24 protein-coding genes and 1 rRNA gene are annotated in these 26,987 nt (G+C 71.1%); 14 read left to right on the top strand and 11 right to left on the bottom strand.

Annotation, left to right across the window (positions count from 1 at the left end; genetic code table 11):
- Positions 1-96: 96 nt before the first annotated feature.
- The 5 genes from cseC to MB828_RS37915 all read right to left on the bottom strand — a co-directional run bounded on the left by cseC (position 97) and on the right by MB828_RS37915 (position 4,564).
- Complete coding sequence (gene cseC / locus MB828_RS37935; RefSeq protein ID WP_133023249.1) at positions 97-1,455, bottom strand: two-component system sensor histidine kinase CseC; 1,359 nt, start codon at positions 1,453-1,455, stop codon at positions 97-99.
- Between the two features lie 11 nt (positions 1,456-1,466).
- Positions 1,467-2,171 carry a two-component system response regulator CseB gene (cseB, locus tag MB828_RS37930; RefSeq protein WP_133023248.1) on the bottom strand — a complete coding sequence of 235 codons (705 nt, stop codon included), beginning with the start codon at positions 2,169-2,171 and terminating at the stop codon, positions 1,467-1,469.
- Between the two features lie 43 nt (positions 2,172-2,214).
- The gene (locus MB828_RS37925) at positions 2,215-2,880 is read right to left on the bottom strand and encodes a hypothetical protein (RefSeq protein WP_133023247.1); all 666 of its coding nucleotides are present in this window, start codon (positions 2,878-2,880) and stop codon (positions 2,215-2,217) included.
- Complete coding sequence (locus MB828_RS37920) at positions 2,868-3,407, bottom strand: SigE family RNA polymerase sigma factor (RefSeq protein ID WP_133023246.1); 540 nt, start codon at positions 3,405-3,407, stop codon at positions 2,868-2,870. The genes MB828_RS37925 and MB828_RS37920 overlap by 13 nt, the downstream gene beginning before the upstream one ends.
- Before the next feature lie 281 nt (positions 3,408-3,688).
- Entirely contained in the window at positions 3,689-4,564 is an 876-nt protein-coding gene (locus MB828_RS37915; protein WP_301652134.1) for an A/G-specific adenine glycosylase, read from the bottom strand.
- 191 nt (positions 4,565-4,755) lie between these two features.
- Here MB828_RS37915 and MB828_RS37910 point away from each other — a divergent pair, with 191 nt between their 5' ends.
- Entirely contained in the window at positions 4,756-5,601 is an 846-nt protein-coding gene (locus MB828_RS37910; RefSeq protein ID WP_301652133.1) for a hypothetical protein, read from the top strand.
- A 103-nt stretch (positions 5,602-5,704) separates the two neighbouring features.
- On the opposite strand, the gene disA is transcribed toward MB828_RS37910, so the two are convergent.
- Positions 5,705-6,829 (bottom strand): DNA integrity scanning diadenylate cyclase DisA, encoded by a 1,125-nt coding sequence (gene disA, locus MB828_RS37905; RefSeq protein WP_133023244.1) that lies wholly within the window; start codon positions 6,827-6,829, stop codon positions 5,705-5,707.
- Between the two features lie 80 nt (positions 6,830-6,909).
- The gene (gene radA / locus MB828_RS37900) at positions 6,910-8,319 is read right to left on the bottom strand and encodes a DNA repair protein RadA (RefSeq protein ID WP_301652132.1); all 1,410 of its coding nucleotides are present in this window, start codon (positions 8,317-8,319) and stop codon (positions 6,910-6,912) included.
- Between the two features lie 207 nt (positions 8,320-8,526).
- Between radA and MB828_RS37895 the strand changes: the two genes are divergently transcribed.
- On the top strand, positions 8,527-10,218 hold the full coding sequence (locus MB828_RS37895) for a BACON domain-containing protein (protein WP_301652131.1): 1,692 nt from the start codon (positions 8,527-8,529) through the stop codon (positions 10,216-10,218).
- Positions 10,219-10,372: 154 nt separating this feature from the next.
- Here the strand turns inward: MB828_RS37895 and MB828_RS37890 are convergent, their stop codons facing one another.
- Positions 10,373-11,239 (bottom strand): hypothetical protein, encoded by an 867-nt coding sequence (locus MB828_RS37890; protein WP_430381490.1) that lies wholly within the window; start codon positions 11,237-11,239, stop codon positions 10,373-10,375.
- 80 nt (positions 11,240-11,319) lie between these two features.
- Between MB828_RS37890 and MB828_RS37885 the strand changes: the two genes are divergently transcribed.
- The 4 genes from MB828_RS37885 (at position 11,320) to ilvD (ending at position 15,763) form a co-directional block, all read left to right on the top strand.
- Complete coding sequence (locus tag MB828_RS37885) at positions 11,320-12,252, top strand: Ppx/GppA phosphatase family protein (protein ID WP_301652130.1); 933 nt, start codon at positions 11,320-11,322, stop codon at positions 12,250-12,252.
- Between the two features lie 93 nt (positions 12,253-12,345).
- Complete coding sequence (locus MB828_RS37880; protein ID WP_133023900.1) at positions 12,346-13,170, top strand: sugar phosphate isomerase/epimerase family protein; 825 nt, start codon at positions 12,346-12,348, stop codon at positions 13,168-13,170.
- Positions 13,167-13,802 carry a TetR/AcrR family transcriptional regulator gene (locus MB828_RS37875; protein WP_301652129.1) on the top strand — a complete coding sequence of 212 codons (636 nt, stop codon included), beginning with the start codon at positions 13,167-13,169 and terminating at the stop codon, positions 13,800-13,802. Before MB828_RS37880 ends, MB828_RS37875 begins: the two co-directional genes overlap by 4 nt.
- A 107-nt stretch (positions 13,803-13,909) precedes the next feature.
- Positions 13,910-15,763, top strand: a complete 1,854-nt coding sequence (gene ilvD, locus MB828_RS37870; RefSeq protein WP_301652128.1) for a dihydroxy-acid dehydratase — start codon at positions 13,910-13,912, stop codon at positions 15,761-15,763.
- Between the two features lie 185 nt (positions 15,764-15,948).
- Here ilvD and MB828_RS37865 read toward each other — a convergent pair whose 3' ends face one another.
- The gene (locus tag MB828_RS37865; protein WP_301652127.1) at positions 15,949-18,090 is read right to left on the bottom strand and encodes a serine/threonine-protein kinase; all 2,142 of its coding nucleotides are present in this window, start codon (positions 18,088-18,090) and stop codon (positions 15,949-15,951) included.
- Positions 18,091-18,270: 180 nt separating this feature from the next.
- On the opposite strand from MB828_RS37865, the gene MB828_RS37860 reads away from it, so the two are divergent.
- The 7 genes from MB828_RS37860 to proC all read left to right on the top strand — a co-directional run bounded on the left by MB828_RS37860 (position 18,271) and on the right by proC (position 23,367).
- Positions 18,271-18,594 carry an SH3 domain-containing protein gene (locus MB828_RS37860; RefSeq protein WP_133023237.1) on the top strand — a complete coding sequence of 108 codons (324 nt, stop codon included), beginning with the start codon at positions 18,271-18,273 and terminating at the stop codon, positions 18,592-18,594.
- Positions 18,595-18,681: 87 nt separating this feature from the next.
- Positions 18,682-18,972: an SH3 domain-containing protein gene (locus MB828_RS37855; RefSeq protein WP_343236229.1), complete on the top strand. Its 291-nt coding sequence runs from the start codon at positions 18,682-18,684 to the stop codon at positions 18,970-18,972.
- A 55-nt stretch (positions 18,973-19,027) separates the two neighbouring features.
- Entirely contained in the window at positions 19,028-19,534 is a 507-nt protein-coding gene (locus tag MB828_RS37850; protein WP_301652125.1) for an EamA/RhaT family transporter, read from the top strand.
- Between the two features lie 90 nt (positions 19,535-19,624).
- Positions 19,625-20,425: a class I SAM-dependent methyltransferase gene (locus tag MB828_RS37845; RefSeq protein ID WP_301652124.1), complete on the top strand. Its 801-nt coding sequence runs from the start codon at positions 19,625-19,627 to the stop codon at positions 20,423-20,425.
- Between the two features lie 460 nt (positions 20,426-20,885).
- A complete protein-coding gene (locus MB828_RS37840) occupies positions 20,886-21,695 on the top strand; it encodes an ABC transporter ATP-binding protein (protein WP_301652123.1) in 810 nt (269 codons plus the stop codon).
- Positions 21,692-22,483 carry an ABC transporter permease gene (locus MB828_RS37835; RefSeq protein WP_301652122.1) on the top strand — a complete coding sequence of 264 codons (792 nt, stop codon included), beginning with the start codon at positions 21,692-21,694 and terminating at the stop codon, positions 22,481-22,483. Before MB828_RS37840 ends, MB828_RS37835 begins: the two co-directional genes overlap by 4 nt.
- Before the next feature lie 71 nt (positions 22,484-22,554).
- Positions 22,555-23,367: a pyrroline-5-carboxylate reductase gene (gene proC, locus MB828_RS37830; RefSeq protein WP_133023232.1), complete on the top strand. Its 813-nt coding sequence runs from the start codon at positions 22,555-22,557 to the stop codon at positions 23,365-23,367.
- 39 nt (positions 23,368-23,406) lie between these two features.
- Here proC and trpS read toward each other — a convergent pair whose 3' ends face one another.
- On the bottom strand, positions 23,407-24,453 hold the full coding sequence (trpS, locus tag MB828_RS37825; protein WP_301652121.1) for a tryptophan--tRNA ligase: 1,047 nt from the start codon (positions 24,451-24,453) through the stop codon (positions 23,407-23,409).
- A 475-nt stretch (positions 24,454-24,928) separates the two neighbouring features.
- Complete coding sequence (locus MB828_RS37820; protein WP_301652120.1) at positions 24,929-25,237, bottom strand: hypothetical protein; 309 nt, start codon at positions 25,235-25,237, stop codon at positions 24,929-24,931.
- Positions 25,238-25,286: 49 nt separating this feature from the next.
- Between MB828_RS37820 and MB828_RS37815 the strand changes: the two genes are divergently transcribed.
- Positions 25,287-26,811 (top strand): 16S ribosomal RNA (locus MB828_RS37815).
- Positions 26,812-26,987 lie beyond the last annotated feature (176 nt).

Here is a 26,987-nt window from a genome sequence, read left to right as displayed (position 1 = left end):
GAACTGCGCGGCCAGCCCCCACCGGCCCGCAGGACGACCAGACCCCATCGGCCCGCAGGAAATCCCCTCACGCCCATGCCCCTGAGCCCCGTCGGCTCACCGGCCCCCCGCCTGGGCCGGCCCCGGGAGTATGGGGTAGCTGCCGGTGGCTGTGGGGGCGTGTTCGGGGAGCCACAGGACGGCCACCGCGCCCTCCGCGGGAACGTGCGCGGGGGAGCCCGCCGGCCGGATGTTGCGGAAGGTCAGGCGGGCGCCCAGCACCCGTGCCTGCCCGGCCGCGATGGTCAGCCCCAGCCCGTGCCCCTGCCCCGCACGGTCCTCGCTGCCGGTGCGGAAGCGGCTCGGCCCCTCCGCGAGAAGTTCCTCGGGGAAGCCGGGACCGTGGTCCCGGACCCGGATGACCCGGCCCTCGACGGTCACCTCGATCGGCGGCTTGCCGTGCCGGGCCGCGTTGGCGAGCAGGTTGAACAGCACCCGTTCCAGCCGGCGCGGATCGGTGGTCACCTCCGACTCGTGCACCACCCGCACCTCGATCGCGGGGTCCTTCGCCGTCACCCGCCGGGCCACGAACTCACCCAGCATGATGTCCTGGAGCTCGGCGCGCTCGGAGGCGCTGTCGAGCCGGGCCACCTCCAGGACGTCCTCGACGAGGGTGCGCATCGCCTTCGCCCGGTCCAGGACCAGTTCGGTCGGACGGCCGGGCGGCAGCAGCTCGGCCGCCGTGAGCAGACCGGTCACCGGCGTCCGCAGCTCGTGCGCGATGTCGGCGGTCACCCGCCGCTCGGCCTCCAGCCGCTGCTGCAACGCGTCCGCCATCGCGTCCACCGCGCGCGCGAGGTCGTCGGTCTCGTCCCGGACGACCCCGCCGATCGCCTCCCGCACCCGCACGTCCGGCTCGCCCTGGGCGACCTGGTTGGCCGCGGCCGCCGCCTTGCGCAGCCGGCGCGAGAGCTGCCCGCCGATCAGCACCCCGAGCGCGCTGCCGCCGAGGACGACCGCGATGGAGCCGATGACGAGGGCCTGGTCGAGATCCTTCAGCACGTTGCTGCTGCGGTTCGGGAAGGTGCCGTGCAGGGACAGCACCCGTCCGTCCTTGGCCTGCACGGCCGCCCAGATGTCCGGCGCGCCGCTGCCGTGGTCGATGACGTCGGTCGCCCGGCGGCCCGCGTCGACCCTGTCGCGCAGGGCGTCCGGCAGCAGCGGGTCGTTGACCTTGACGTCGGGGAAGTTCGCCCGGCCGAACAGCTCGTAGTTGCGCTGCGCGATCTGGAGCCGCTCGTTGGCCAGGTCACGGGCGTTGTCCAGCATCGAGACCCGGGCGGCGTTGTGCACCACCAGGCTCAGCGCGATCGCGACCAGCGCGCCGACCAGCGCGATGGCCGCGCTCAGCTTCCACCGGAGCCCGGTGCGCAGTCCCGGGCCGCTGTGCCGGATGTGTCTGGTGATCCCCCGCATGGCCGCCCCGCTCAGGCCTTCAACTTGTAGCCGAAACCACGGACCGTCTCGATCCGGTCCTGGCCGATCTTCGTGCGCAGCCGCTGCACATGGACGTCGACGACCCGGGTGTCCCCGCCCCAGCCGTAGTCCCAGACGCGTTCCAGCAGCTTGTCGCGGGAGAGGACGGTCCCGGGCGCCGAGGAGAACTCCAGGAGCAGCCGCATCTCGGTCGGGGTGAGCGCGACCGGCTGCCCGGCCCGGCGCACCTCCATGCCCTCCGTGTCGATCTCCAGGTCGCCGAAGGAGAGCAGCCCGCCGTTCACCGGCGCCGCGTCCTCGTGCGGCTTCTCGCCGCCGCTCGCATGCCCGAAGCGGCGCAGTACGGCCCTGATCCGGGCGACCAGCACGGCGCCGTCGAACGGCTTGGTGACGTAGTCGTCGGCGCCCGCCTCCAGGCCCAGCACCACGTCGATGGAGTCGGCCCGCGCCGACAGCATGATCACCGGGACGGTCGACTCGTCCCGGATACGCCGGCACAGGCTCACCCCGTCCAGGCCCGGGACCATCACGTCCAGCAGCGCGATGTCGGGCCGGTCGGCCCGGAACGCCTCCAGGCCCGACAGCCCGTCGGGCATGGCGGTGACCGCGAAGCCGTCCCGCTCCAGGGCGAGCTGGGTGGCCTCGCGGATGACGTCGTCGTCCTCGACGAACAGGACGTGGGTCTGGTCTGCCATCCGGCTCTCTCGTGTCGTCGTTGGGGTGGGGGCGGGGCCGGGTTCAGCCGGCGGTGGAGGGGGCCTCGGTGGGGTCGCCGCCGGCCGCGTTGCCGTAGTCGGTGTGGTGGAAGTCCTCCTGGACGAACCGCCCCGACGTCCAGCGGTAGGTGATCACGTTCTCACCCGAGGGACTCGACACCGGGTCCCCCTTCTCGTACACCTGCTTGGTGACGCTCAGGTCGCCCTTGTCGATCTCCGCGTAGACCGGGGACTCCTCGGCCTTGAACACATTCTTGTACGAGCCGCTCTCGCTGCGGTACACGTACGCCCCCACTCCCACGGCGTCCCCGCAGGTCAGTACGTTGACGACGACGTCGTCGACCTGGCCGCCGGTCAGGTCGCCGTAGGTCACGTCGACCGGGTAGTCGTCCCCTGCGCACGGCTTCAGGTCCCGTTTCACCGTGGCCGAGACCGCCGGGTCGGCCTTCACCAGGGCGACCGCGTCGACCTTGGCGTACGTCTGGGACGGATTGGGCGCGGGAACCTTGGCGGCCGGGGCCTGCCCGACCGAGTCGGAGTGCGCTGGGCCCTCGTCACGGGCGCCGGTGCCGCCGGTGCCGCAGGCGGCGGCGAAAAGGGCGACGGCGGCGACCACGGCCGCCGCCGTGATCACCGCCTGTGCGCCTGCCGGGCCCTTGTCGGGCCCCGCGTCGGTCAGGCCGCGCAACGCTCCCGCTCCTCACGCTCCAGCGCGCGTGCGTCGAGGTCGCGGGACTCCAGCTCCTCGCGGAGCCGGGCGAGCGCCCGGTGCAGCGTGCTCTTGACCGTTCCGGCCGACATGCCGAGGGCGGCGGCCGTCTCCTCCGTGGACATCTGCTCCCAGTGTCGCAGCACCACGACACTGCGCTGCTTCGGAGCGAGCACCTTCATGATGTCCATGAGGAGAGCGCGGTCCGCGTGCTGCTCGGTGGCGTCCTCGACCGAGGCGTCGGGCAGCTGCTCGGTGGGGACCTCCTCCAGCTTGCGGGCGCGCCACCACTCGGTCCGTGTGTTGATCATGACCCGGCGCAGGTAGGCGTCGGCGAGTTTCTTGTCGGCGATGCCTTCCCAGCGGCCGTACGTCCGCACCAGCGCGGTCTGGAGCAGGTCCTGGGCGTCGGTCGGGTCCGGGACCAGCCGGCGGGCGCTGCGCAGCAGCGCGTCCTGCCGGGTGCGCACGTACTCCTCGAATTCGAGCACCTCGCCCTGCGCCATGATCAACCGCCTCCCGATCCCCGTTTTCCCCGGCCCTCGGCCTTGAGGTCCTGCTGTGGTCCCTGCCGTCCCGCCGGTCGTGGCGGGCACAGAAACGAAGCTACGGACTCGTTGTCACGGCGCTGTGCGGAGCAGCCTGCGGGTAGCAATCGGCTGTCCGTCGGTTGTGTAACGGAAGTAGGTTCGGGGTAAGCGGGCGGGTTGCTATGCCCGGTTATCGGGCGATTTTTCTGGCACCCGGGGCCGTAACACGGCCCGTTCTCCTGTGATGTGGCTGTACGTCAGCCCTGCGGGAGCCGGTAGAGACCGCCCGCGAGCGGCTCCACAAGACCGTCCGCGACCAGCCCGTCCAGGGCGCGGGCCCGCTGCACCGGCTCGTGCCACACCCGGTCGAGCGCCGCCTGCGCAACGGGGGCGTGCGCCTCGCGCAGTACGGCGAGCAGCTTGCCGCGCACCTGCCGGTCGGTACCGGCGTAGGTCTGCCCGCGCCGCGGCGGCCCCTCGTGCTCCGGCTTGCCGGCCAGCCGCCAGGCGCACTCGCCGGCGATGGGGCACCGCAGGCACGTCTCGTTCTTCGCCGTGCACACCAGCGCGCCCAGCTCCATGGAGGCGGCGGCCCAGCGGGCGGCGGTCCGCTCGTCGGCCGGCAGCAGCTCACGGGCGAGCTTGCGTTCGGCGGCGGTGGTGGCGTTCGGCGGGTACTGCACCCCGGTGACGGCCCGCGCGAGGACCCGCCGCACGTTCGTGTCCAGCACGGCGTGCCGCTGCCCGTACGCGAACGACGCCACCGCCGCGGCCGTGTACTCGCCGATGCCGGGCAGCGCGAGCAGCTGCGCGTGATCGGTGGGCACGTCCCCGCCGTGCCGTTCCGTTATGGCGACCGCCGCGCCGTGCAGCCTGAGGGCGCGGCGCGGGTAGCCGAGCCGGCCCCAGGCGCGGACCGCCTCGCCGGGTGCCTCCGCGGCGAGGTCGGCGGGGCGCGGCCAGCGGGCCAGCCACTGCTCGTACACCGGCAGCACGCGGCTGACCGGCGTCTGCTGCAACATGAACTCGCTGACCATCACACCCCACGGGCCCGCCTCCGGGCGGCGCCAGGGGAGGTCACGGGCGTGGGCGTCGAACCAGGCGATCACAGGGGTGTGCAGCTTCTCAGTCATGGCCCTACCGATCCTGCCACGTCCGGCGACGGCTGGGGCGGACGTGGTGGGCGACGAGGCCGGGGCCGACGGCGTCGCCGACGAAGAGGAGCCGTGTCGAGGGGAGTTGCCGAAATGATGATCCGGAAAAGTTGAGGTTCGGGCGGCGGGTGGGGCGAGGAAGTGCACGGATCTCTCGTACAGTTTGCGCCGTGGGATCTCTGCGCAATCCGGTCGGGCCGCTTCCCTCCTCCATCTACTGGCGACGGAGGGTCATCATGCTGTCCGCGGTCGTCGTCCTGGCGCTGGTGATCACGTGGATCGTCACCTCGGGCGGCGGGGGCGGCAAGAAGGGCGCCGACGGGTCCAACGGCAAGAATCCCGTGTCCACGATCACGCCGGGGCCGTCCGGCAGCGGGCCCGCGATCAGCCAGGCGCCGGGCGGCCGGAACGAGTCCGGCGGGAGCGGATCCGGCAACGGGTCCGGGTCCAGCGCCGGCGCGAGTTCCGGTGCCGGTGACGGGAGTTCGGACGGTTCCGGTGACGGCTCGTCCTCGGGTTCGGCCGGTTCCGGCGGTTCCTCGGCCGGCTCGGGCAACGACGTGACCTCCGGCTCCGGCGGTACGGCCGCCTCCCTGCCGGGGTCCTCCACGCTCCCCAACTGCACGGCGGGCGCGGTGTCGTTGACGTTGAAGAGCCTGCACAACTCGTACTCGCCGGAGCAGACGCCGACCTTCGAACTCACCGCGAAGAACACGTCGTCCAGCGACTGCAAGATCGATCTCGGCCCGAAGAACGCCGTGTTGACGATCACCGCGGCGTCCGCGGACGACAGCTACTGGTCCTCGGCCGACTGCCCGAAGGCGGCGGCGAGCCGCTGGTACCGGGTGCCGTCGGGCAGCAGCATCACGTACACCCTGAAGTGGGACCGCAAGCCGAGCGCGCCCCAGTGCGCGACACCCCCGGCGGGCTCGGCCGGACCGGGCACGTACCTCCTGCAAGCAACGACCCCGGGCTACGCGAAGGCCCAGGCGTCCTTCGTGCTGTCGGCGGACTGAGGCCCGGTTGAAGCGCCCCGTCAGGGGCGCGAGGAACTGCGCGATCAGCCCCCATCGGCCCGCGGTCGCCGTACATCGCAATCGCCCGAGCTAGCAGGCGAAATCAGACATACCGCTCGAGAATCGAAGACTCCGCCAGCCGCGACAACCCCTCGCGCACACTGCGCGCCCGAGCCTCGCCGACCCCGTCCACGGTCTGCAGATCGTCCACGCTCGCGGCGAGCAGCTTCTGCAGGCCCCCGAAGTGCTCCACCAGCCGGTCGATGATCGCGCCCGGCAGCCGCGGCACCTTCGCCAGCAGCCGGAAACCGCGCGGCGACACCGCCGAGTCCAGCGTCTCCGGCGACCCCGTGTACCCCAACGCCCGTGCCACCGTCGGCAGTTCCAGCAGCTCCGCATGGCTCAGGGCGTCCAGCTCGGACAGCGCCTCGTCGACCGTGCGGGACCGCTTCGCCGTCGGCTCGGGCACGTAGTCCCGGACCACCAGCTCCCGCTCGGGCTCGACCCCGGCGATCAACTCGTCCAGCTGGAGCGCGAGGAGCCGCCCGTCGGTGCCCAGTTCGACCACGTACTCGGCGATCTCCGTGGCGATCCGGCGGACCATCTCGAGGCGCTGGGCGACGGCGGACACGTCCCGGACCGTCACCAGGTCCTCGATCTCCAGCGCCGACAGCGTGCCGGCCACCTCGTCCAGCCGGAGCTTGTACCGCTCCAGGGTCGCGAGCGCCTGGTTCGCGCGGGACAGGATCGCCGCCGAGTCCTCCAGGACCCGGCGCTGCCCGTCGACGTAGAGCGCGACCAGCCGCATCGACTGCGAGACCGACACCACCGGGAAGCCGACCTGCTTGGAGATCCGGTCCGCCGTCCGGTGCCGGGTGCCCGTCTCCTCCGTCGGGATGGTGGCGTCCGGTACGAACTGGACACCCGCCCGCAGGATCTTCGACAGGTCGGAGGAGATCACGATGCCGCCGTCGAGCTTGCACAGCTCCCGCAGCCGGGTCGCCGTGAACTCGACGTCGAGCACGAAGCCGCCCGTGCACATCGTCTCGACCGACTTGTCGAAGCCGAGGACGATGAGCCCGCCCGTGTTGCCACGGAGGACCCGCTCCAGGCCGTCCCGCAGGGACGTGCCCGGAGCCACGGCGCTCAGCGAGGCGCGCATCAGGCCATCGGAACCGGCGCTCCCGCCGGACTTTCCGGGAGCTGCTGCCCGGTCGTTGGCTGCCACTGCACTCCTCCGGTCGCAGGTTCTGAGGCGCCGCCGCACCCGCACTCGGTTCGTACGGACGGGCGAGACCAGGGCAAAGTCTACCGGCGCTCCTCCGCCTCCCGTGGGGCCTCCCGGCGACGGGAGCGCGGCAGCACCCGCAGCGCGTCCCCCATGTCGGCGACCTCCAGGACCTTCATGCCCGGCGGGACCTTGCCGGGATCGCCCGGTACGAGCGCGTGGGTGAAGCCGAGCCGGTGCGCCTCCGAGAGCCTGCGCTGGACGCCGGTGACCCGTCTGACCTCGCCCGCGAGACCGACCTCGCCGATGGCGACCAGGTTCTTGGGGAGCGGGGTGTCGCTCGCGGCCGACGCCAGCGCCAGCGCGATCGCGAGATCCGCCGCCGGCTCGGAGAGCTTCACACCGCCCACCGTCGCGGAGTAGATGTCCCGCTTGCCGAGCGCGCTGATCCGGCCGCGCTGCTCCAGCACCGCCAGCATCATCGAGACCCGGGAGGTCTCCAGACCGGAGGTGGTCCGGCGGGGGGAGGGGATCTGCGAGTCCACGGTGAGCGCCTGGACCTCGGCGACCAGCGGGCGGCGGCCCTCCAGGGTGACGGTCAGGCAGGTGCCGGGGACCGGTTCGTCACGTCGTGTCAGGAAAAGTCCGCTCGGGTCGGCGAGGCCCGTGATGCCCTCGTCGTGCAGTTCGAAGCAGCCGACCTCGTCGGTGGCGCCGTACCGGTTCTTGACGCCGCGCACGAGCCGCAGCCGCGCGTGCCGGTCGCCCTCGAAGTGCAGGACGACGTCCACCAGGTGTTCCAGCAGGCGCGGGCCCGCGATCGCGCCGTCCTTGGTGACGTGGCCCACGAGGAGCGTCGACATGCCCCGCTCCTTGGAGGCGCGGATGAGGGCTCCGGCCACCTCCCGCACCTGGGCCATGCCGCCGGGCGCGCCGTCGATCTCGGGGGAGGCGACCGTCTGCACCGAGTCCAGGATCAGCAGCGACGGCTTCACCGCGTCCAAGTGGCCGAGAACGGCGGACAGGTCGGTCTCGGCGGCCAGATAGAGGTGGTCGTCGATGGCGCCGATGCGGTCCGCGCGCAGGCGGACCTGGCTCGCGGACTCCTCGCCGGTGACGTAGAGCGTGCGGTGCTCGTCGCTCGCCGACTTGGCCGCCACGTCGAGCAGGAGGGTGGACTTGCCGACGCCGGGCTCGCCGGCCAGGAGCACGACCGCGCCGGGGACCAGGCCCCCGCCGAGGACTCGGTCCAGCTCGGGCACGCCGGTGGCGCGGGCGGTGGCCTGCCGGCCGTCGACCTGGCCGATGGGCACCGCGGAGGTGGTGACCCGGCCGGGTGCCGTCGTACGGACCGCGGGCGCGCCGTACTCCTCGATCGTGCCCCAGGCCTGGCACTCGGCGCAGCGGCCGAGCCACTTGGCCGTCTGCCAGCCGCACTCGGTGCAGCGGTACGACGGTCGGTCCTTCGCGGTCTTGGTACGGGTGGCCATGCGGAAACCGTAGCCCCCGCCACTGACACCGGGGCCGGAGTGGCCCCCGTGACAGGTGTGGGTGGACCGGTCCCGGCCATGCCGGGTCGGGAACGAGCCACGCAATCGCGGCCCGCTGTCCCCTATTGAGGGATCGTTTCACCCGTACGGATTAAAAGTGCTCAAGCCGCAAGAAGGGACGTTACGCCGCCGCCTACGGTCGCACGGGTGATGAGCAGCACACCGGAGACCTCGACCCGCATGACCGGTGCACACCGGGCGCACCGGGAGGCGCGCGCGGCGCGTGACCGTACGGCGGCGCGCGCGCTGGCGCAGCGACCGCCGGCGCGCTACGAGCCGTACCTCGACGGGCTGTTCACCTACTGCCTCTCGGTGCTGTGCGACCACGACACGGCCACCGCCGCCCTCGGGGACGTCCTCGCCGTCGCCGAGCGGCGCGGCCAGCGCGTCCCGGAGGCCGCCGGTGACCGCAGGGCCTGGCTGTACGCGCTGGCCCGCTGGGCCTGCCTGCGCGGGCTCGCCCAGGCCAAGCAGAAACGTCAGGCCACCCACGCGGCGGGCCGCCGCCACGCGCCCGAACCGCAGGCGGCCACCGCCGACCAGGAGCAGCGGAGCCGTGAACTCGCCCTGCTCGCCTGGCCCGAGGCCGCCGGTACCACCCCCGAGCAGCGCGAGGCGCTCGAACTCGCCGTACGCCACCACCTCACCGCCGAGGAGGTCGCCGCGGTCCTCGGCATGGACCTGGCCGGCGCCCGCGAACTGCTCGCCTCCGCCGCCTGCGAGGTCGAACGCACCCGCGCGGCCCTCGCGGTGGTCGAGACCGGCGGCTGCCCGAGCGTCTCCCACCTCACCGGGGACAGCCAGCTGGTGCTCAGCAGCGCCCTGCGCCGCGAACTCGTCCGGCACGTCGACGACTGTCCGCGCTGCCGCCGTACCGCCGAACGCGCGGCCCCCGGCCGGTGGCCCGGCGCGATGACCACACCCGCCGAGCTGCCCGTCCTGGAGGCGCCCCGCGCGGCCCTGCACATGGCGATGGCGCACCAGCCGCGCGCGCGGGGTGCGGCGGCCCCGCGCTTCGACCGGCGCGGTTTCCCGATGGACCCGAAGGACCACGCCGCCCGTCGCGACCGGCTGCGCGCGCGTGCCGTCACGACGACCGTCGTCGCGACGGTGGTGGCGGCGCCGGTGCTCGCCCTGTGGGCCGCCTACCGGGGCTCGCCGGCGGGGGACGGGCACGACGGGCCGTCCGCGACCGCGCGCGAGGCCGCCGGTCCGGGCGTGCTGGGCGGTGACGACGCGGGCGGCTACGAGAACGCCGGCAACGCCACCACCAGACCCGGGCCGCGCGTCGGCGGTGACGGCAAGGCCGACGTGTCGGTGGAGGTGATCAGCGTCGTCGGAGCCGGACGGAAGCAGGCCGGTGCGGGGCACCTCACGGTGACCGCCGAGAACGACGGCGACACGACGCTGGTCACGCTGGCGGCGGCCGGGGACGCGCCGGTGCGGTGGTCGGTGTCCACTCCGGCGGGCTGGCTGTACTTCTCGCGGTCCTCGGGGACGCTGCGGCCGGGCGAGTCGTTCACGGTCAAGGTGTACGTCGATCATCTGCGGGAGCCGTCGGGGCACTGGAGCGCGCGGGTGGCGGTGGCGCCGGCGGGAGCGGTGGTGTCGATCCACGGATACGGGACGGCTCCGCCGACGCGCCGGGGACCGAAACCGACCCCTCCGGGGCAGCCGACACCGACACCCTCCGCCCCGACGCAGCCGCCGCCACCGGCAAGCGAGCCCCCGACGCCGAGCGAACCCAGCCCGACACCGACGGAGTCGGACACCGGCACCCCGCCGGATTCGGCTACGCCGACACCCCCCGACACCGCCCCACCCCCACCAACCCCATGACCCAACCGACCGGCCCCTTCCCCCGCCGGTCCCGTCTGAGGTCGGCGGCGCCCGGGCCGTGGGCGCCGTGGGGGTTGTTGTGCGTCGGGGGTGCGGGTGGGGTGTGGTTGCTCGCGCAGTTCCCCGCGCCCCTTTCGGGGCGCTGCCGTGGGCGTCAGCTCGTCGGGTCTGCTGGGTGGGGGGCCAGTAGGGGGAGGTGGGAGGACAGGCGTTGTTCGCAGAGTTCCACCAGGCGGTCGTAGCCCGCCTTGCCCATCAGCTCGGTCAGTTCCGGGCGGTACGAGACGTAGACCGGGTCGCCCGCGCCGTGCGCCGACGTCGCCGACGTGCACCACCAGTGGAGGTCGTGGCCACCCGGGCCCCAGCCCCTGCGGTCGTACTCGCCGATCGAGACCTGGAGGACGCGTGTGTCGTCGGGCCGGTCGATCCAGTCGTACGTCCGGCGGATCGGCAGCTGCCAGCAGACGTCCGGCTTGGTCTCCAGCGGCTCCCGGCCCTCCTTCAGCGCCAGGATGTGCAGCGAGCAGCCCGCGCCGCCGGCGAACCCCGGGCGGTTCTGGAAGATGCACGAGCCGTTGAAGGGACGGGTCTGACGGGAGCCGTCCTCGTCCTCCGAGATCCAGCCGCCCCGGGTGCCCTCGTCATGGTGCTGCCAGATCTCCGGCGTGAGCCGCGCCACATGCTCGGCGACCCGCTTCTCGTCGTCCTCGTCGGAGAAGTGCGCGCCCAGCGTGCAGCAGCCGTCGTCCGCGCGGCCCGCCTGGATGCCCTGGCAGCCGCTGCCGAAGATGCAGTTCCAGCGGGACGTCAGCCAGGTCAGATCACAGCGGAACACCTGCTCGTCGTCCGCCGGATCGGGGAACTCCACCCACGCGCGCGCGAAGTCGAGGCCCTTCTCGTCCTTGGCGAGGGCCTTCTTCGACAGCTTCGGCGTCCGCGACGGCCGCGGTGGCGTCACCCGCGAAGAACCGTCGGCTGATTCGGCGCCCTTGTGGTCCTTCGTCTTTTTCGTCTTTGGCACCCGTCCAGGGTAAGACGCCGGAGGTCCGCGCGGGGACTGCTCGACACCCGCTCCCTGCGGTGTTCCGTACAGTTCCGTACATGAGACTCGGTGTCCTCGACGTGGGATCTAACACGGTGCATCTGCTGGTGGTGGACGCGCACCCCGGCGCACGCCCGCTCCCGGCGCACTCGCACAAGGCGGAGCTGCGCCTCGCCCAACTCCTCGACGGCGACGGGGCCATCGGCGCCGACGGCGTCGAGAAACTGGTCGGTGTCGTCAAGGGCGCCTTGCAGGCCGCGGAGGACAAGGGCGTCGAGGACCTGCTGCCGTTCGCGACCTCCGCGGTACGCGAGGCCAGCAACGCCGACGACGTCCTCGCGCGCGTGCAGGCCGAGACCGGTGTCGAGCTCCAGGTCCTCACCGGCGCCGAGGAGGCCCGGCTGACCTTCCTCGCCGCCCGCCGCTGGTTCGGCTGGTCCGCCGGAAAGCTGCTGGTCCTGGACATCGGCGGCGGTTCCCTCGAGGTCGGCTACGGCATCGACGAGGAGCCGGACGCGGCCGTCTCCCTCCCGCTCGGCGCCGGGCGGCTCACCGCCGGCTGGCTGCCCGGCGACCCGCCGTCCGCCGACGACATACGGGCACTGCGTCGCCATGTACGCGCCGAGATCGCCCGTACGGTCGGTGAGTTCAGCCGCTTCGGCGCGCCCGATCACGTGGTCGCCACGTCCAAGACGTTCAAGCAGCTGGCCCGCATCGCCGGCGCGGCCCGCTCCGCCGACGGCCTCTACGTGCAGCGCGAACTCAAGCGGAACTCCCTGGAGACCTGGGTCCCGCGGCTGGCGGCCATGAGCACGGCGCAGCGCTCCGCGCTGCCGGGAGTGTCGGAGGGCCGGGCGAACCAGCTGGTGGCGGGCGCCCTGGTGGCGGAGGCCGCGATGGACCTCTTCGAGGTGGAGAGCGTGGAGGTCTGCCCGTGGGCCCTGCGGGAGGGCGTCATCCTGAGGCGCCTCGACCACATGGGTTCGGCGTAGCGGAGCACGAGAGCCGCGCATGACGGTGGTCACAACGGCGAGCAGACGCCCCCTGCCCACTCGTCCCCACCCCGTAACCTGTCCCTCGTGGCAATTCCAAGGCACGTCGTCCGCATCCCGGATGCGAAGGTCGCGCTCTCCACGGCCTCCGTCTATCCGGAGTCGACGGCGACGGCCTTCGAGATCGCCGCACGCCTCGGCTACGACGGCGTCGAGGTCATGGTGTGGACCGACCCGGTCAGCCAGGACATCGAGGCCCTGCGCAGGCTCAGCGACTACCACCGCATCCCGATCCTCGCCGTTCACGCCCCCTGTCTGCTGATCACCCAGCGGGTCTGGTCCACCGACCCCTGGGTCAAGCTCCAGCGGGCCCGGGCCGCCGCCGAGAAGCTGGGCGCGAGCACGGTCGTCGTGCACCCCCCGTTCCGCTGGCAGCGCCAGTACGCCCGCGACTTCGTCGAGGGGATCTGGCGGATGGCGAACGAGACGGATGTGCGGTTCGCGGTGGAGAACATGTATCCGTGGCGCTACCGCGACCGCGAGATGCTGGCGTACGCCCCCGACTGGGACGTCACCAAGGACGACTACCGGCACTTCACGATCGATCTCAGCCATGCCTCGACGTCCCGGGTGGACGCCCTCGCCATGCTCGACCGGATGAGCGACCGGCTCGGCCACGTCCACCTCGCCGACGGCCGCGGTTCCGCCAAGGACGAGCACCTGGTGCCCGGCCGCGGCACCCAGCCCTGCGCCGAGCTGCTGGAGCGCCTCGCGCTGACCGGTTTCGACGGGCATGTCGTCATCGAGGTCAACACCCGGCGCGCGATGTCCGGCGCGGAGCGCGAGGCCGATCTGGCGGAGGCCCTGGCCTTCACCCGCCTGCACCTGGCCTCGGCGGTGAAGGTGCCCCGCCGATGACCGAAGCCGACCACGGCTCCGACGTCGGCCACGCCCCCGGTGCCCGCCGCCGGGGCCGCCCGCCGCGCACCGAGTCGGCCGGCACCCGGGACCGTATCCTCGCCGCCGCCCGCGAGGAGTTCTCCGAACGCGGCTACGAGAAGACGTCCGTGCGCGGTATCGCCAAGGCCGCCGGGGTCGACCCGGCCCTGGTCCACCACTACTTCGGCACCAAGGAACAGATCTTCGAGGCCGCCGTCTCGGTGGCCTTCGCCCCCGCCGTGAACGCGCCGGCTGCGATCGCCGACGGCCCGCTGGACGGGGTCGGCGAGCGCCTGACCCGGTTCATCTTCGGTATCTGGGAGAACCCCACCAGCCGCGCCCCCCTGCTGGCGATCGTCCGTTCCGCCGTCAACAACGAGGCCGCGGCCGCCGTCTTCCGCCGCCTGGTCGCCGCCCAGCTGCTGCGTAGGATCGCCGGACAGCTGGACCTGCCGGACGCGGAGCTGCGCGCCGCACTGGCGGCGGCGCAGCTGGTGGGCTGCGCGATGCTGCGCTACGTGATCAAGGTGGAGCCGCTGGCGTCGGCAGACCTGGAGCAGATCGTGCGGCGGATCGCCCCGGTGGTGCAGGGGCATCTGACCGGGCCGTGACCTGCGCCGCTGAGACATGTGTCCCGCATTCCGGACACCTCGTCCCGAGGCCTGAACAACGGGCGTACGCTCAATAGCAGCCCTATCTGTCTGAAGGAGCGAGCGCGATGCCCGAGCTGAGGTCCCGCACAGTCACCCACGGCCGCAACATGGCGGGCGCCCGCGCCCTTATGCGCGCCTCCGGTGTACCCGGCGCGGACATCGGCCGTAAGCCGATCATCGCCGTGGCCAACTCCTTCACCGAGTTCGTGCCGGGCCACACCCACCTCCAGCCGGTCGGCCGGATCGTCTCCGAGGCGATCAAGGAGGCGGGCGGCATCCCGCGCGAGTTCAACACGATCGCCGTGGACGACGGCATCGCGATGGGCCACGGCGGCATGCTGTACTCCCTGCCCTCCCGCGACCTGATCGCGGACTCGGTCGAGTACATGGTCGAGGCGCACTGCGCCGACGCCCTGGTCTGCATCTCCAACTGCGACAAGATCACCCCGGGCATGCTGATGGCCGCCCTGCGGCTGAACATCCCGACGGTCTTCGTCTCCGGCGGCCCCATGGAGGCCGGCCGCGCGACCCTCGTCGACGGTACGGTCCGCACCCTCGACCTCGTCGACGCGATCTCCGACGCGGTGAACGACAAGATCTCGGACGAGGACATCCTCCGTATCGAGGAGAACGCCTGTCCGACCTGCGGCTCCTGTTCCGGCATGTTCACCGCCAACTCGATGAACTGCCTGACCGAGGCGATCGGCCTCTCCCTGCCCGGCAACGGCTCGGTCCTCGCCACCCACACGGCCCGCAAGCGGCTGTACGTCGACGCGGCCACCACGGTCATGGACATCACCCGCCGCTACTACGAGCAGGACGACGACACGGTCCTGCCCCGCAGCGTCGCGACCTTCGCCGCGTTCGAGAACGCCATGGCCCTCGACATCGCGATGGGCGGCTCCACGAACACGATCCTGCACCTGCTGGCCGCCGCCCAGGAGGCGGGCGTCCCCTTCGGCCTGGAGCAGATCAACGAGGTGTCCCGCCGGGTCCCCTGCCTGGCGAAGGTCGCCCCGAACGTCGCCAAGACCCGCACGTACTACATGGAGGACGTGCACCGCGCCGGTGGCATCCCCGCCCTCCTCGGCGAACTGCACCGCGGCGGCCTCCTCAACGAGGACGTGCACTCCGTCCACAGCCCCTCCCTGAGCGACTGGCTGAAGACCTGGGACGTGCGCGGCGGCTCCCCGTCCCCCGAGGCCGTCGAGCTGTGGCACGCGGCCCCCGGCTGCGTCCGCTCCGCCGAGGCCTTCTCCCAGTCCGAGCGCTGGGAGGCGCTGGACGAGGACGCGGCGGAGGGCTGCATCCGCAGCGTCGAGCACGCGTACTCCAAGGACGGCGGCCTCGCGGTCCTCAAGGGCAACCTCGCCGTCGACGGCTGCGTGGTGAAGACGGCCGGCGTCGACGAGTCCATCTGGACCTTCGAGGGCCCCGCGGTCGTCTGCGAGTCGCAGGAAGAGGCCGTCGAAAAGATCCTCAACAAGCAGGTGACGGACGGCGACGTCGTGGTCATCCGCTACGAGGGCCCCAAGGGCGGCCCCGGTATGCAGGAGATGCTCTACCCGACGTCCTTCCTCAAGGGCCGCGGCCTCGGCAAGACCTGCGCGCTGATCACCGACGGCCGCTTCTCCGGCGGCACGTCGGGCCTGTCCATCGGCCACGCCTCCCCCGAGGCGGCCTCCGGCGGCACCATCGCCCTCGTCGAGGACGGCGACCGCATCCGCATCGACATCCCGAACCGCACGATCGAGCTCCTCGTCGACGAGGCCGAGCTGTCCCGCCGCGAGCAGGCCCTGAACGGCGTGTACGCCCCGAAGAACCGCGAGCGCAAGGTCTCGGCGGCGCTCCGCGCCTACGCGGCGATGGCCACCAGCGCCGACAAGGGCGCCGTCCGCGACGTCTCCAAACTCGGCTGACCCAAAGCACCCGACCGGGGGCCGCTTCCCACAGGGGGGCGGCCCCTTCACCGTCCGGGTCCGGGTCTGCGTCCGGGTCCGAGTCCGCGTTCGCGTCCGGGTCCGGGTCCGGGTCTGCGTCCGGGTCCGAGTCCGCGTTCGGGTCCGAGTCCGGGTCTGCGTCCGGGTCCGAGTCCGCTACGACGTCACCAGCCCTCGGGATCCCCGGCATCCACGGCGAAGACGGAACCGTCGGGGGCGGTGGCGTAGACGTGGGGGCCGAGGACCAGCGGAGCCGCTAGCGACGCGGTCACCTCGCCGGCGTTCGCACCCAGGCGCGCCGGGGTCTGGCCGACGAGGGTCCCCTGGCGGGCGTCCGCGGCGAGCAGGCGTCCGTCGGCCGCGGTGAAGTAGACGTACCGGCCGTCGACAGCGGGCGCCGAGCCCCGCGTCACCGACGTCTGGAGCTCCCAGAGCCGCCGGCCGCTCCCGACGTCGACGGCCTCCAGCGAGCCGCCGGCGGCCAGCAGGTAGACGACGTCGCCGCGCACCGTGGCGGCCGGTGCAACCCGGGGCACGGGCAGCGCCACCCGGCGCGTCGCCCCGGTGCCGGGCGTGTAGCGCACGACCGCGTCCGTCTCCCCGGCGGACGTGTCCAGGGACAGCAGGAACAGGGACCCGCCCGCACTGCCGACCGGCCGCAGGTCCCCCGCAGGCCGGCCCTGCCAGCGCTGGGCACCCGTGACCGGATCCAGCGCGGTGACCAGGGTGTGCGCTCCCGTGTCCGACGTGCTGGTCACGTACACCAGCGGATCTCCGGCGAACGAACTGAGGGACGGCGTACCGCTTCCGGACAGGGACCGGCTCCACCTCGCGCGGCCGGACGTGCTGTCCATGCCGGTCACCTTCCCGTCGGCGCCGACCGCCAGCAGCATGCTCCTGGTGATCTCCATGCCCTGGAACGCCGAGAGGTCCCGTTCCCAGCGCGGCGAACCGGTGGCGGGATCCAGGGCGGTCACCTGCCGGCGCCTGTCCGTCGGCAGCAGCAGAAGCCCGCCCGACAGGGACGGCGAGACGCTCGTCCGCTCGTCCGCGAGCCTGTGCCGCCACAGCAGACGGCCGTCCGTCGGGTCGAGGGCGAACGCCAGCCCCGACCGGACGCACAGCAACTTCCCCGCCCCGGCCACGCATTGGGGCATCCCCGAGCCGTCCTTGACCGCCGCGTCCGCATGCCACGCCGTGAACGCGGGTGCCGAGCCCTGCCCCGTGGCGCCCGCGGGCGTCGGATCGCCGCCCCCGAGCCACAGCACCGAGCCGGCCAGACCGCCCAGCACCAGCAGGCTCGACCCGGCGGCGACGGCCATCCGCCGCCGGGTGGCCTTCCACGGCCGAGTGGCCTTCCACGGACCGCGCGGCTTCGGCTCCGGCGCGGCGGCCGGCGGCTGCTCGGCCGGCGTCGCGCTGTCGCCGTCCTCGTCCCTGATCCGCTGCGCCGGTATGAACGCCTGCGTGTCGTACGACGCCGACAACGACCTGAGCTCCCGCATCAACTCGTCGGGAGTCGGCCGGTCCTCGGGCTCCTTGGCGAGGCAGCGCAGCACCAGCGGCGCCAGTTCCTCCGGCACCCCGGCGATGTCCGGCTCGTCGTGCACGACCTGGTAGGCGACGACATAAGGGCTGTCGGAGTCGAACGGACCCCGCCCGGTCGACGCGTGCACCAGCACCGACCCCAGCGCGAAGATGTCCGCGGCGGGCCCCACCTCACGCGGCCGCCGGAACTGCTCGGGCGCCATGAACGGCGGCGTTCCGATCAACTTGCCCGTCTCGGTCCGCAGTTCGCTGTCTTTCGGCCGGGAGATCCCGAAGTCGATGACCTTGGGACCGTCCTCGGCGAGCAGCACATTGCTCGGCTTCAGGTCCCGGTGCACCACGCCGACCCGGTGGATGTCGCGCAGCGCCTCCGCCAGTCCGGCCATCAGCCGGCGCAACTGGGCGGGGGGCATCGGCCCGTTCCGCTTCACATGCTCGGAGAGAGTCGGGCCGGGGATGTAGAGGGTGGCCATCCAGGGCCGGTCGGCCTCCGGATCGGCGTCCACGACAGGGGCGGTGAAGGCACCGCTGACCTTCCGTGCGGCGGCCACCTCCTGCCGGAAACGGCCCCTGAACTCACGGTCCTTGGCGAACTCGGCATGCACGACCTTCACCGCGAGCTTCAGCCCCGAGGTGCTACGGGCCAGGTGCACCACGCCCATGCCGCCCGAGCCCAGGCAGGACTCCAGACGGTAGTGCCCGGCGTACTCGGGAAGTTCCGCTTCCGCGCCCGCTCCGGTGTTGCGCTGTGGCGTCAAGGGACCACCCCCGTGCTGATTCCGCGGAGCGCGACGCACGGAGCCTAGTCGATGACGCGTGCGACACAGAGGCGGCTTGCTAGCGTCCACGATCGAGTTACGAACATGTGTTTCGTGGCTCGATTCAGGGGAATCAACGGGACTCCATGACACTCATGGGTCCAATGGGGGGAGCACCACATGTCTGTCGAACAGGTTCAGGAAGCGGCGGGCGGCGGCGAGGACGAGGCCGTCACGACGCTGGCGGCGGCGTCCGTCAAGACGTACGCGGTCGCCCCGGGCGTCCGCCTCAACGTCCGCAGCGGCCCCGGCACCAGCTACAGCATCACGCGCACCCTGGCCGAGGGCACCCGCGTGCCCATCTTCTGCCAGACGCCCGGTACGACGGTGTCCGGTTACTACGGCACGTCGAACATCTGGGACAACATCGACAACGGCGAGTACGTCTCGGACACCTACGTCCACACCGGCAGCGACGGCTACGTGGCCGACCGCTGCGCCTGACCCGGTCTTCGTCTCCAGGGGATTCGCATGACATCGCTCAGACGCAGATCCACCCTGCTGGCAGCGGTCACCGGCAGCGCCTTCCTCATGCTTCTCGGCTCCGCCGCCACGGCGAACGCGGCCGCCAGTGTCCGCTACTACGACACCGCCCCGGGTATCCGCCTCAACGTCCGCAGCGGCCCCGGCACCAGCTACTCCGTCACCCGCGTCCTCACCGAGGGCGCCAAGGTGCCGATCTACTGCCAGACCCCCGGCTCGACGGTGTCCGGTTACTACGGCACGTCGAACATCTGGGACAACATCAGCAACGGCGAATTCGTCTCGGACACCTACGTCCACACCGGCAGCGACGGCTACGTGGCCGACCGCTGCGCCTGATGCCGTAGCAACCCCGACCCGGAGCCCGTGGAGCAGGCGGAGCCATAATCGTCCCGTGAGCGACGAACCAGGCACCCCGGACACCTCCGCGGGCTCCACCGGCGGACCCCGCCCCGAGCCCCTCCGCTTCTTCGGCACGTCCTGGGTCGACCACGACGACGGCTACACCGCCCGCCGTATCGGCGTCGCCGCCGGCTCGCTCGCCGCCGCCGTCGTCTCCTGCCTGGTCCTGCGCCTCGCCTACGAGGGCGTACAGCTCGCCGACACCGGCGCTTTCGTCACCGTCCTCGTCGTCGCGATGTTCGCCATCTGCAGCGCCCTGGCCTTCCGCAACACCTGGGAGTCCTTCGGCAAGCGCCCCGACCCCGAACGCCAGGCCTCCCTGCGCGGCCTCCTCGCCATCGGCTTCGTCGGCTCGCTGCTCGCCTACTTCTTCCGCTCCCTCGTCGAGGCACCCGGCGAGAAACTCCACCGCGCCGAGTACGACACCGCCGTCCAGGACCACGAACGCCGCACCACCCGCCGCACGGGCAACCCGTCGAAGAAGAAGCGGAAGCGCTGAGCCCGCACGTGCGGCAGTGACGCGGGCCCTGCCGCCTCAGGGCCCGGAGACGCCCTGTCGCGCTCGTCCCGGCCCCGCGACGATGGCCGCATGACCACACACCAGCCGAACCCCCGCACCCCCTTCCCCTCCTCCCACGCCGCCCGCGCCCACTCCTTCAACGCCGCCGCGGCCCAGTACGCCGCGAACCGCCCCTCCTACCCGGCCGCCCTGCTGGACGCCGTCGAGGAGGAGGCCGGCCGTGCCCTCGCGGGGGCCAGGGCGGTCGACGTCGGCGCGGGCACCGGCATCGCGACCGCCCTGCTGCACGCCCGCGGCGCCGACGTGGTCGCGGTGGAGCCGGGGGAGGGCATGGCGGCGCAGTTCCGGGCCGCCCTGCCCGGCGTCCCCGTCGTCCGTGGCAACGGCAATGCCCTTCCCCTCGCCGACGCCACCGCCGACTTCCTCACCTACGCCCAGGCCTGGCACTGGACCGACCCCGCGCAGTCCGTACCGGAGGCCCTGCGCGTGCTGCGCCCCGGCGGGGCGCTGGCACTGTGGTGGAACACCAACGCCGTCGACGTCGACTGGATCGCCGGGCAGGGCGACCGGCTGGCCCGCTTCTTCGGCATCGACGTCGCCGCCGAGAAGCGCAGCAGGGCCGACCAGACGGAGCTCGCCGACCCCACAGGGCGCCTCCGCTTCAGCCGCCGTGAGGTCCGCTGGAGCCGGCGGGTACCCGTCGACACCCATCTCGCCAACATCGGCAGCCACTCGGCGTTCCTGGTCATCCCGGAGGACCACCGCGCCGCCTTCCTCGCCGAGGAACGCACCCACCTGCTGAAGGCCTTCCCCGAGGGGGTCGTGGAGGAGACGTACGACGTCCTCCTGCTCGTCGCCCGCAACGCCTGAGCGCCGCCCCGAGGGGGGTGGGGTGCCCGGTTCGGGAGTTGGGTGCGGGTGGGTGGGGGCTGGTCGCGCAGTTCCTCCCCCAGCCTTCGGCCGGGGGTACCCCCAGCGCCCCTGGCGGGGCGCTGCCGCGGGGGCTTGTGACGGGGTCGCCGCCCCTCTGCTCTCGGCGGGGCGCATGACGATTTCGGGAGCGGGGTGCCGGTGGGGGCCACCCGGGGTGCGCGGTTCGGGAGTCGGGTGCGGGTGGGTGGGGGCTGGTCGCGCAGTTCCTCCCCCAGCCTTCGGCCGGGGGTACCCCCAGCGCCCCTGGCGGGGCGCTGCCGCGGGGGCTTGTGGCGAGGCTGCCCCCCGCTCTCGACGGGGTCCCTCCGGCGGGACGCCTTCGTGCCTCTGGCGGAGGCGTCCCGCGTTCCTGACGGGGCGCTTGACGGTGTTCGTGGGGCGGCGCATTATTCATCGCATGGTGAATTATTCGCCGGAGCCCGTCGAGGCCCCCGGCAGCACAGCCCTGCCTCCAGCCGTCGAAGCCCGTGGGGTCGATGTGACCCGTGGTTCCCGCGCCGTCCTGCGCGGGCTCGACTTCACCGTCCCCCGCGGTCAGATCACCGGCCTGCTCGGTCCCTCCGGCTGCGGCAAATCGACCCTGATGCGTTCCGTCGTCGGCACCCAGGCCAAGGTCACCGGCACCCTGAACGTCCTCGGCCGACCGGCCGGCCACCCCACCCTGCGCACCCGCATCGGCTACGTCACCCAAGCCCCCTCCGTCTACAGCGACCTGACCATCCGCCAGAACCTCGACTACTTCGGCTCCGTCCTCGACCCCACCCGCACCGCCGCCGACCGCCGCGCCGACACCGAACGCGTCCTCGGCGAAGTCGACCTCACCAGCCACGCCGACGCCCTGGCCGGCAACCTCTCCGGCGGCCAGCGCAGCCGCGTCTCCCTCGCCGTCGCCCTGCTCGGCACCCCCGAACTCCTCGTCCTCGACGAACCCACCGTCGGCCTCGACCCCGTCCTGCGCCGCGACCTCTGGCACCTCTTCCACTCCCTCGTCGCCGACCACGGCGCCACCCTCCTCATCTCCTCCCACGTGATGGACGAGGCCGAGCGCTGTCACCGCCTCCTCCTCATGCGCGACGGCCGGATCCTCGCCGACGACAGCCCCGAGGCCCTCCGCACCCGCACCGGCTCCGAAACCGTCGAAGCCGCCTTCCTCCACCTGGTCGACGAAGCGGCCGCCCACGCCCGCGCGAAGGAAACAGCACGATGACCTCTCAGACGGCGACCACCGCGACAGCCGCAACCGCCCCCGTCAGCGCCCTCAACCTCGCCCGCACCACCGCCACCGCCGCCCGCGTCCTGCGCCAGCTCCGCCACGACCCCCGCACGATCGCGCTGCTCCTCCTCATCCCCTGCCTGATGCTGGTCCTGCTCCGCTACGTCTTCGACGCCAGCCCGCGCACCTTCGACAACATCGGCGCCTCGCTCCTCGGCATCTTCCCGCTCATCACGATGTTCCTGGTGACCTCCATCGCCACCCTCCGCGAACGCACCTCCGGCACCCTCGAACGCCTCCTCGCCATGCCCCTCGGCAAGGCCGACCTCATCGCCGGCTACGCCCTCGCCTTCGGCATCCTCGCCATCGTCCAGTCGGCCCTCGCCACCGGCCTCGCCGTCTGGTTCCTGGGCCTCGACGTCACCGGCTCACCCTGGCTGCTGCTCCTGGTCGCCCTGCTCGACGCCCTGCTCGGCACGGCCCTCGGTCTCTTCGTCTCGGCCTTCGCGGCCTCGGAATTCCAGGCGGTCCAGTTCATGCCGGCGGTGATCTTCCCCCAACTCCTCCTCTGCGGCCTCTTCACACCCCGCTCCGACATGCACCCCGCCCTCAAGGCCGTCTCCGACGTACTGCCCATGTCCTATGCCGTCGACGGCATGAACGAGGTCCTCCACCACACCGACATGACCACCACCTTCGTCAGGGACGTCCTGATCGTCGCCGGCTGCGCCCTGCTCGTCCTGGCCCTGGGGGCGGCCACCCTGAGGCGACGCACCGCATAGCCGCCCGGAACGGCGTCCGGCCAGCGGACAGCCACACCCGCCGCCTCCACCCCGGTGCCAGACTGAACCGCATGAGCCAGAAAGTCGCAGTCCTCGGCACCGGCAAGATCGGCGAAGCCCTGCTCAGCGGAGTGATCCGCGCCGGCTGGGCACCCGCCGACCTCCTGGTCACCGCCCGCCGCCCCGAACGTGCCGAAGAACTCCGCACCCGCCACGGAGTCACCCCGGTCACCAACGCCGAGGCCGCGAAGACCGCCGACACCCTGATCCTCACCGTCAAGCCCCAGGACATGGGCGTACTCCTCGACGAACTCGCCCCGCACCTGCCCGCCGACCGCCTCGTCATCAGCGGCGCCGCCGGTATCCCCACCTCCTTCTTCGAGGAGCGGCTCGCCCCCGGCACCCCGGTCGTCCGTGTCATGACCAACACCCCCGCCCTCGTGGACGAGGCGATGTCCGTCATCTCCGCCGGCAGCCACGCCACCGCCGCCCACCTCGCCCACGCCGAGGAGATCTTCGGCGCCGTCGGCAAGACGCTGCGCGTCCCCGAGTCCCAGCAGGACGCCTGCACCGCACTTTCCGGCTCGGGCCCGGCGTACTTCTTCTACCTGGTCGAGGCCATGACCGACGCCGGCATCCTGCTCGGCCTGCCGCGCGACAAGGCCCACGACCTCATCGTCCAGTCCGCGATCGGCGCCGCCGTGATGCTCCGCGACAGCGGCGAACACCCCGTCAAGCTCCGCGAGAACGTCACCTCCCCCGCGGGCACCACCATCAACGCCATCCGCGAACTGGAGAACCACGGCGTACGGGCCGCCCTCATCGCCGCCCTCGAAGCCGCCCGCGACCGCAGCCGCGAACTCGCCACCGGCAAGAAGGACTAGCCCCGCCCGGCCCGGTGACACTCACCGGGCCCCCGGCGCCTACCGCGCCGCGTTCAACGCGGGCCCGGACCCGGCCGTCTCCGCGAAAGCGCCCGGCGGCAACAGCCCGATCGCCCGGTAAGCCGTATCGACGATCGGCCGGGCGATCGCCCGAGCCTTCTCCGCCCCATGCCGCAGCACCTCCTCCACATGTCCCGGATCGGCACACAACTCCTTGTGCCTGGCCTGCACGGGCCTGAGCACCTCCACCACCGCCTCCGCGGTGGCCTGCTTCAGAGCGCCGTACGAATCGTGAACGGTTGCCAGTGACTCAGGGTTCCCGCCCGTGCACGCAGCGAGAATCTCCAGCAGATTCGCGACCCCCGGCCGCTCCTCCCGGTCGTACACGACCTCCCGCCCGCTGTCCGTCACGGCCCGCATGACCTTCTTCCGGATCACGTCCGGCTCGTCGAGGAGGTAGACGATCCCGGGCCCCGAGTCATCGCTCTTGCCCATCTTGGACGTCGGGTCCTGGAGGTTCATGACCCGCGCGGCCACGGCCGGCACGGTGGCCTTCGGCACCACGAACGTGTGCCCGTACCGCTGGTTGAACCGCACCGCCAGGTCCCGGGTCAGCTCGACGTGCTGCGTCTGGTCGTCCCCGACCGGTACCTCGTCCGCCCCGTACGCCAGGATGTCCGCCGCCATCAGCGCCGGATAGGTCAGCAGGGACAGCCGCACCCCGCGCCCCCGGACGCCCTCCTTCGCGACCTTCTCCTTGTACTGGATCATCCGCCGCATCTCACCGTCGGTCGCCACGCACTCCATGACGTACGACAGCCGGGTGTGCTCGTCGACGTGACTCTGCACGAACACGGTGCACAGCTCCGGATCCAGCCCCGCCGCCAGCAGCAGCGTCGTCGCCTGCCGGGTGAGCCTGCGCAACCGCGCCGGATCGTGGTCCACGGTCATCCCGTGCAGGTCGACGACGCAGAACAGGGCGTCCGCCTGGTACTGGTCCACGGCAGCCCACTGGCGCATGGCTCCCAGGTAGTTCCCCAGGGTCAGGTGCCCGGTCGGCTTGATCCCGCTGAAGACCCGTGTCATTCCTTCTCCACCTCCTGGTCGCGGCCGCCGTCCCGGGCGGCCGGCCCTCAGGAGCTTCGGAGAGGGAAACGCGAACGGCCGCCGAGGCGGCGGCCGTTGAATGCGTACGTGAGCGCGGCCGCCGTCAGGCGGCCCACCACTGCTGGGTGCACGTACGCGTAGTCATGCCGCTCACCATACGCCGCCGGGGTGCCGTCCCGCCCGCAAGTTGACACGCCCAGACCGGATACGTAGTGTTCTCCGAGTTGTCCGACGTGAGCGCCGACCCCGGTCGGTCCCCGGACAGCCATTCCGCAAGTACCTACCAGCAATCGGCGCCATGGTGTCGTGTTGTCTCGGTGTGCGTATTTGCGAAATGAGGAATCCACGTTCGAAAGGACGCGGCCCCCGATTAGCTCGGAGGCTGGGAATCCGCTAAAGTCTCACTCGTCGGAACGGCCCAACGGCCGGGAAGACAACTCCCGCTGACTGGGAATCAGACGCCGAAAGGATCTGATAGAGTCGGAACCGCCGGAAAGGGAAACGCGAGAGCGGAAACCTGGAAAGCGCCGAGGAAATCGGATCGAGAAAAGATCTGATAGAGTCGGAAACGCAAGACCGAAGGGAAGCCCGGAGGAAAGCCCGAGAGGGTGAGTACAAAGGAAGCGACCGTTCCTTGAGAACTCAACAGCGTGCCAAAAGTCAACGCCAGATATGTTGATACCCCGTCTCCGGCCGACATCGGCTGGGGCGTGGTTCCTTTGAAGAAATAACACAGCGAGGACGCTGTGAACGGTCGGATCATTCCTCCGATCGTTCCGCTCTCGTGGTGTCGTCCCGATTACGGGAAAACATTCACGGAGAGTTTGATCCTGGCTCAGGACGAACGCTGGCGGCGTGCTTAACACATGCAAGTCGAACGATGAACCACTTCGGTGGGGATTAGTGGCGAACGGGTGAGTAACACGTGGGCAATCTGCCCTTCACTCTGGGACAAGCCCTGGAAACGGGGTCTAATACCGGATAACACTCTCGCAGGCATCTGTGAGGGTTAAAAGCTCCGGCGGTGAAGGATGAGCCCGCGGCCTATCAGCTTGTTGGTGAGGTAGTGGCTCACCAAGGCGACGACGGGTAGCCGGCCTGAGAGGGCGACCGGCCACACTGGGACTGAGACACGGCCCAGACTCCTACGGGAGGCAGCAGTGGGGAATATTGCACAATGGGCGAAAGCCTGATGCAGCGACGCCGCGTGAGGGATGACGGCCTTCGGGTTGTAAACCTCTTTCAGCAGGGAAGAAGCGAAAGTGACGGTACCTGCAGAAGAAGCGCCGGCTAACTACGTGCCAGCAGCCGCGGTAATACGTAGGGCGCAAGCGTTGTCCGGAATTATTGGGCGTAAAGAGCTCGTAGGCGGCTTGTCACGTCGATTGTGAAAGCCCGGGGCTTAACTCCGGGTCTGCAGTCGATACGGGCTAGCTAGAGTGTGGTAGGGGAGATCGGAATTCCTGGTGTAGCGGTGAAATGCGCAGATATCAGGAGGAACACCGGTGGCGAAGGCGGATCTCTGGGCCATTACTGACGCTGAGGAGCGAAAGCGTGGGGAGCGAACAGGATTAGATACCCTGGTAGTCCACGCCGTAAACGGTGGGAACTAGGTGTTGGCGACATTCCACGTCGTCGGTGCCGCAGCTAACGCATTAAGTTCCCCGCCTGGGGAGTACGGCCGCAAGGCTAAAACTCAAAGGAATTGACGGGGGCCCGCACAAGCGGCGGAGCATGTGGCTTAATTCGACGCAACGCGAAGAACCTTACCAAGGCTTGACATACACCGGAAACGTCTGGAGACAGGCGCCCCCTTGTGGTCGGTGTACAGGTGGTGCATGGCTGTCGTCAGCTCGTGTCGTGAGATGTTGGGTTAAGTCCCGCAACGAGCGCAACCCTTGTCCCGTGTTGCCAGCAGGCCCTTGTGGTGCTGGGGACTCACGGGAGACCGCCGGGGTCAACTCGGAGGAAGGTGGGGACGACGTCAAGTCATCATGCCCCTTATGTCTTGGGCTGCACACGTGCTACAATGGCCGGTACAATGAGCTGCGATACCGTGAGGTGGAGCGAATCTCAAAAAGCCGGTCTCAGTTCGGATTGGGGTCTGCAACTCGACCCCATGAAGTCGGAGTCGCTAGTAATCGCAGATCAGCATTGCTGCGGTGAATACGTTCCCGGGCCTTGTACACACCGCCCGTCACGTCACGAAAGTCGGTAACACCCGAAGCCGGTGGCCCAACCCCTTGTGGGAGGGAGCTGTCGAAGGTGGGACTGGCGATTGGGACGAAGTCGTAACAAGGTAGCCGTACCGGAAGGTGCGGCTGGATCACCTCCTTTCTAAGGAGCACATAGCCGACTGCAAGCAAATGTCTTGCACGGTTGCTCATGGGTGGAACGTTGACTACTCGGCACACTTGATCTTTTCTCTTCCCAGTACTGCTTCGGCGTGGAACGGATGAAGAAGAGGCGAGGGTGTCGGGCACGCTGTTGGGTGTCTGAGGGAATGAAATCCC

This window comes from Streptomyces arenae, assembly GCF_022343545.1.
Classification (GTDB): Bacteria; Actinomycetota; Actinomycetes; order Streptomycetales; family Streptomycetaceae; genus Streptomyces; species Streptomyces humi.
The sequence above is the reverse complement of the archived record's forward strand: the minus strand, read 5'-3'. Positions and strand labels throughout refer to the sequence as shown.

Excerpts from the sequence above, each read along its gene's own strand:
- MB828_RS37920 (WP_133023246.1), bottom strand. The coding sequence starts at position 3,407 with ATGGCGCAGGGCGAGGTGCTCGAATTCGAGGAGTACGTGCGCACCCGG.
- MB828_RS37860 (WP_133023237.1), top strand. The coding sequence starts at position 18,271 with ATGTCTGTCGAACAGGTTCAGGAAGCGGCGGGCGGCGGCGAGGACGAG.
- MB828_RS37855 (WP_343236229.1), top strand. The coding sequence starts at position 18,682 with ATGCTTCTCGGCTCCGCCGCCACGGCGAACGCGGCCGCCAGTGTCCGC.
- cseC (WP_133023249.1), bottom strand. The coding sequence starts at position 1,455 with ATGCGGGGGATCACCAGACACATCCGGCACAGCGGCCCGGGACTGCGC.
- trpS (WP_301652121.1), bottom strand. The coding sequence starts at position 24,453 with ATGACACGGGTCTTCAGCGGGATCAAGCCGACCGGGCACCTGACCCTG.
- MB828_RS37885 (WP_301652130.1), top strand. The coding sequence starts at position 11,320 with ATGAGACTCGGTGTCCTCGACGTGGGATCTAACACGGTGCATCTGCTG.
- MB828_RS37875 (WP_301652129.1), top strand. The coding sequence starts at position 13,167 with ATGACCGAAGCCGACCACGGCTCCGACGTCGGCCACGCCCCCGGTGCC.
- proC (WP_133023232.1), top strand. The coding sequence starts at position 22,555 with ATGAGCCAGAAAGTCGCAGTCCTCGGCACCGGCAAGATCGGCGAAGCC.
- radA (WP_301652132.1), bottom strand. The coding sequence starts at position 8,319 with ATGGCCACCCGTACCAAGACCGCGAAGGACCGACCGTCGTACCGCTGC.
- MB828_RS37820 (WP_301652120.1), bottom strand. The coding sequence starts at position 25,237 with ATGATCCGACCGTTCACAGCGTCCTCGCTGTGTTATTTCTTCAAAGGA.
- cseB (WP_133023248.1), bottom strand. The coding sequence starts at position 2,171 with ATGGCAGACCAGACCCACGTCCTGTTCGTCGAGGACGACGACGTCATC.
- MB828_RS37835 (WP_301652122.1), top strand. The coding sequence starts at position 21,692 with ATGACCTCTCAGACGGCGACCACCGCGACAGCCGCAACCGCCCCCGTC.
- ilvD (WP_301652128.1), top strand. The coding sequence starts at position 13,910 with ATGCCCGAGCTGAGGTCCCGCACAGTCACCCACGGCCGCAACATGGCG.
- MB828_RS37840 (WP_301652123.1), top strand. The coding sequence starts at position 20,886 with ATGGTGAATTATTCGCCGGAGCCCGTCGAGGCCCCCGGCAGCACAGCC.
- MB828_RS37915 (WP_301652134.1), bottom strand. The coding sequence starts at position 4,564 with ATGACTGAGAAGCTGCACACCCCTGTGATCGCCTGGTTCGACGCCCAC.
- MB828_RS37845 (WP_301652124.1), top strand. The coding sequence starts at position 19,625 with ATGACCACACACCAGCCGAACCCCCGCACCCCCTTCCCCTCCTCCCAC.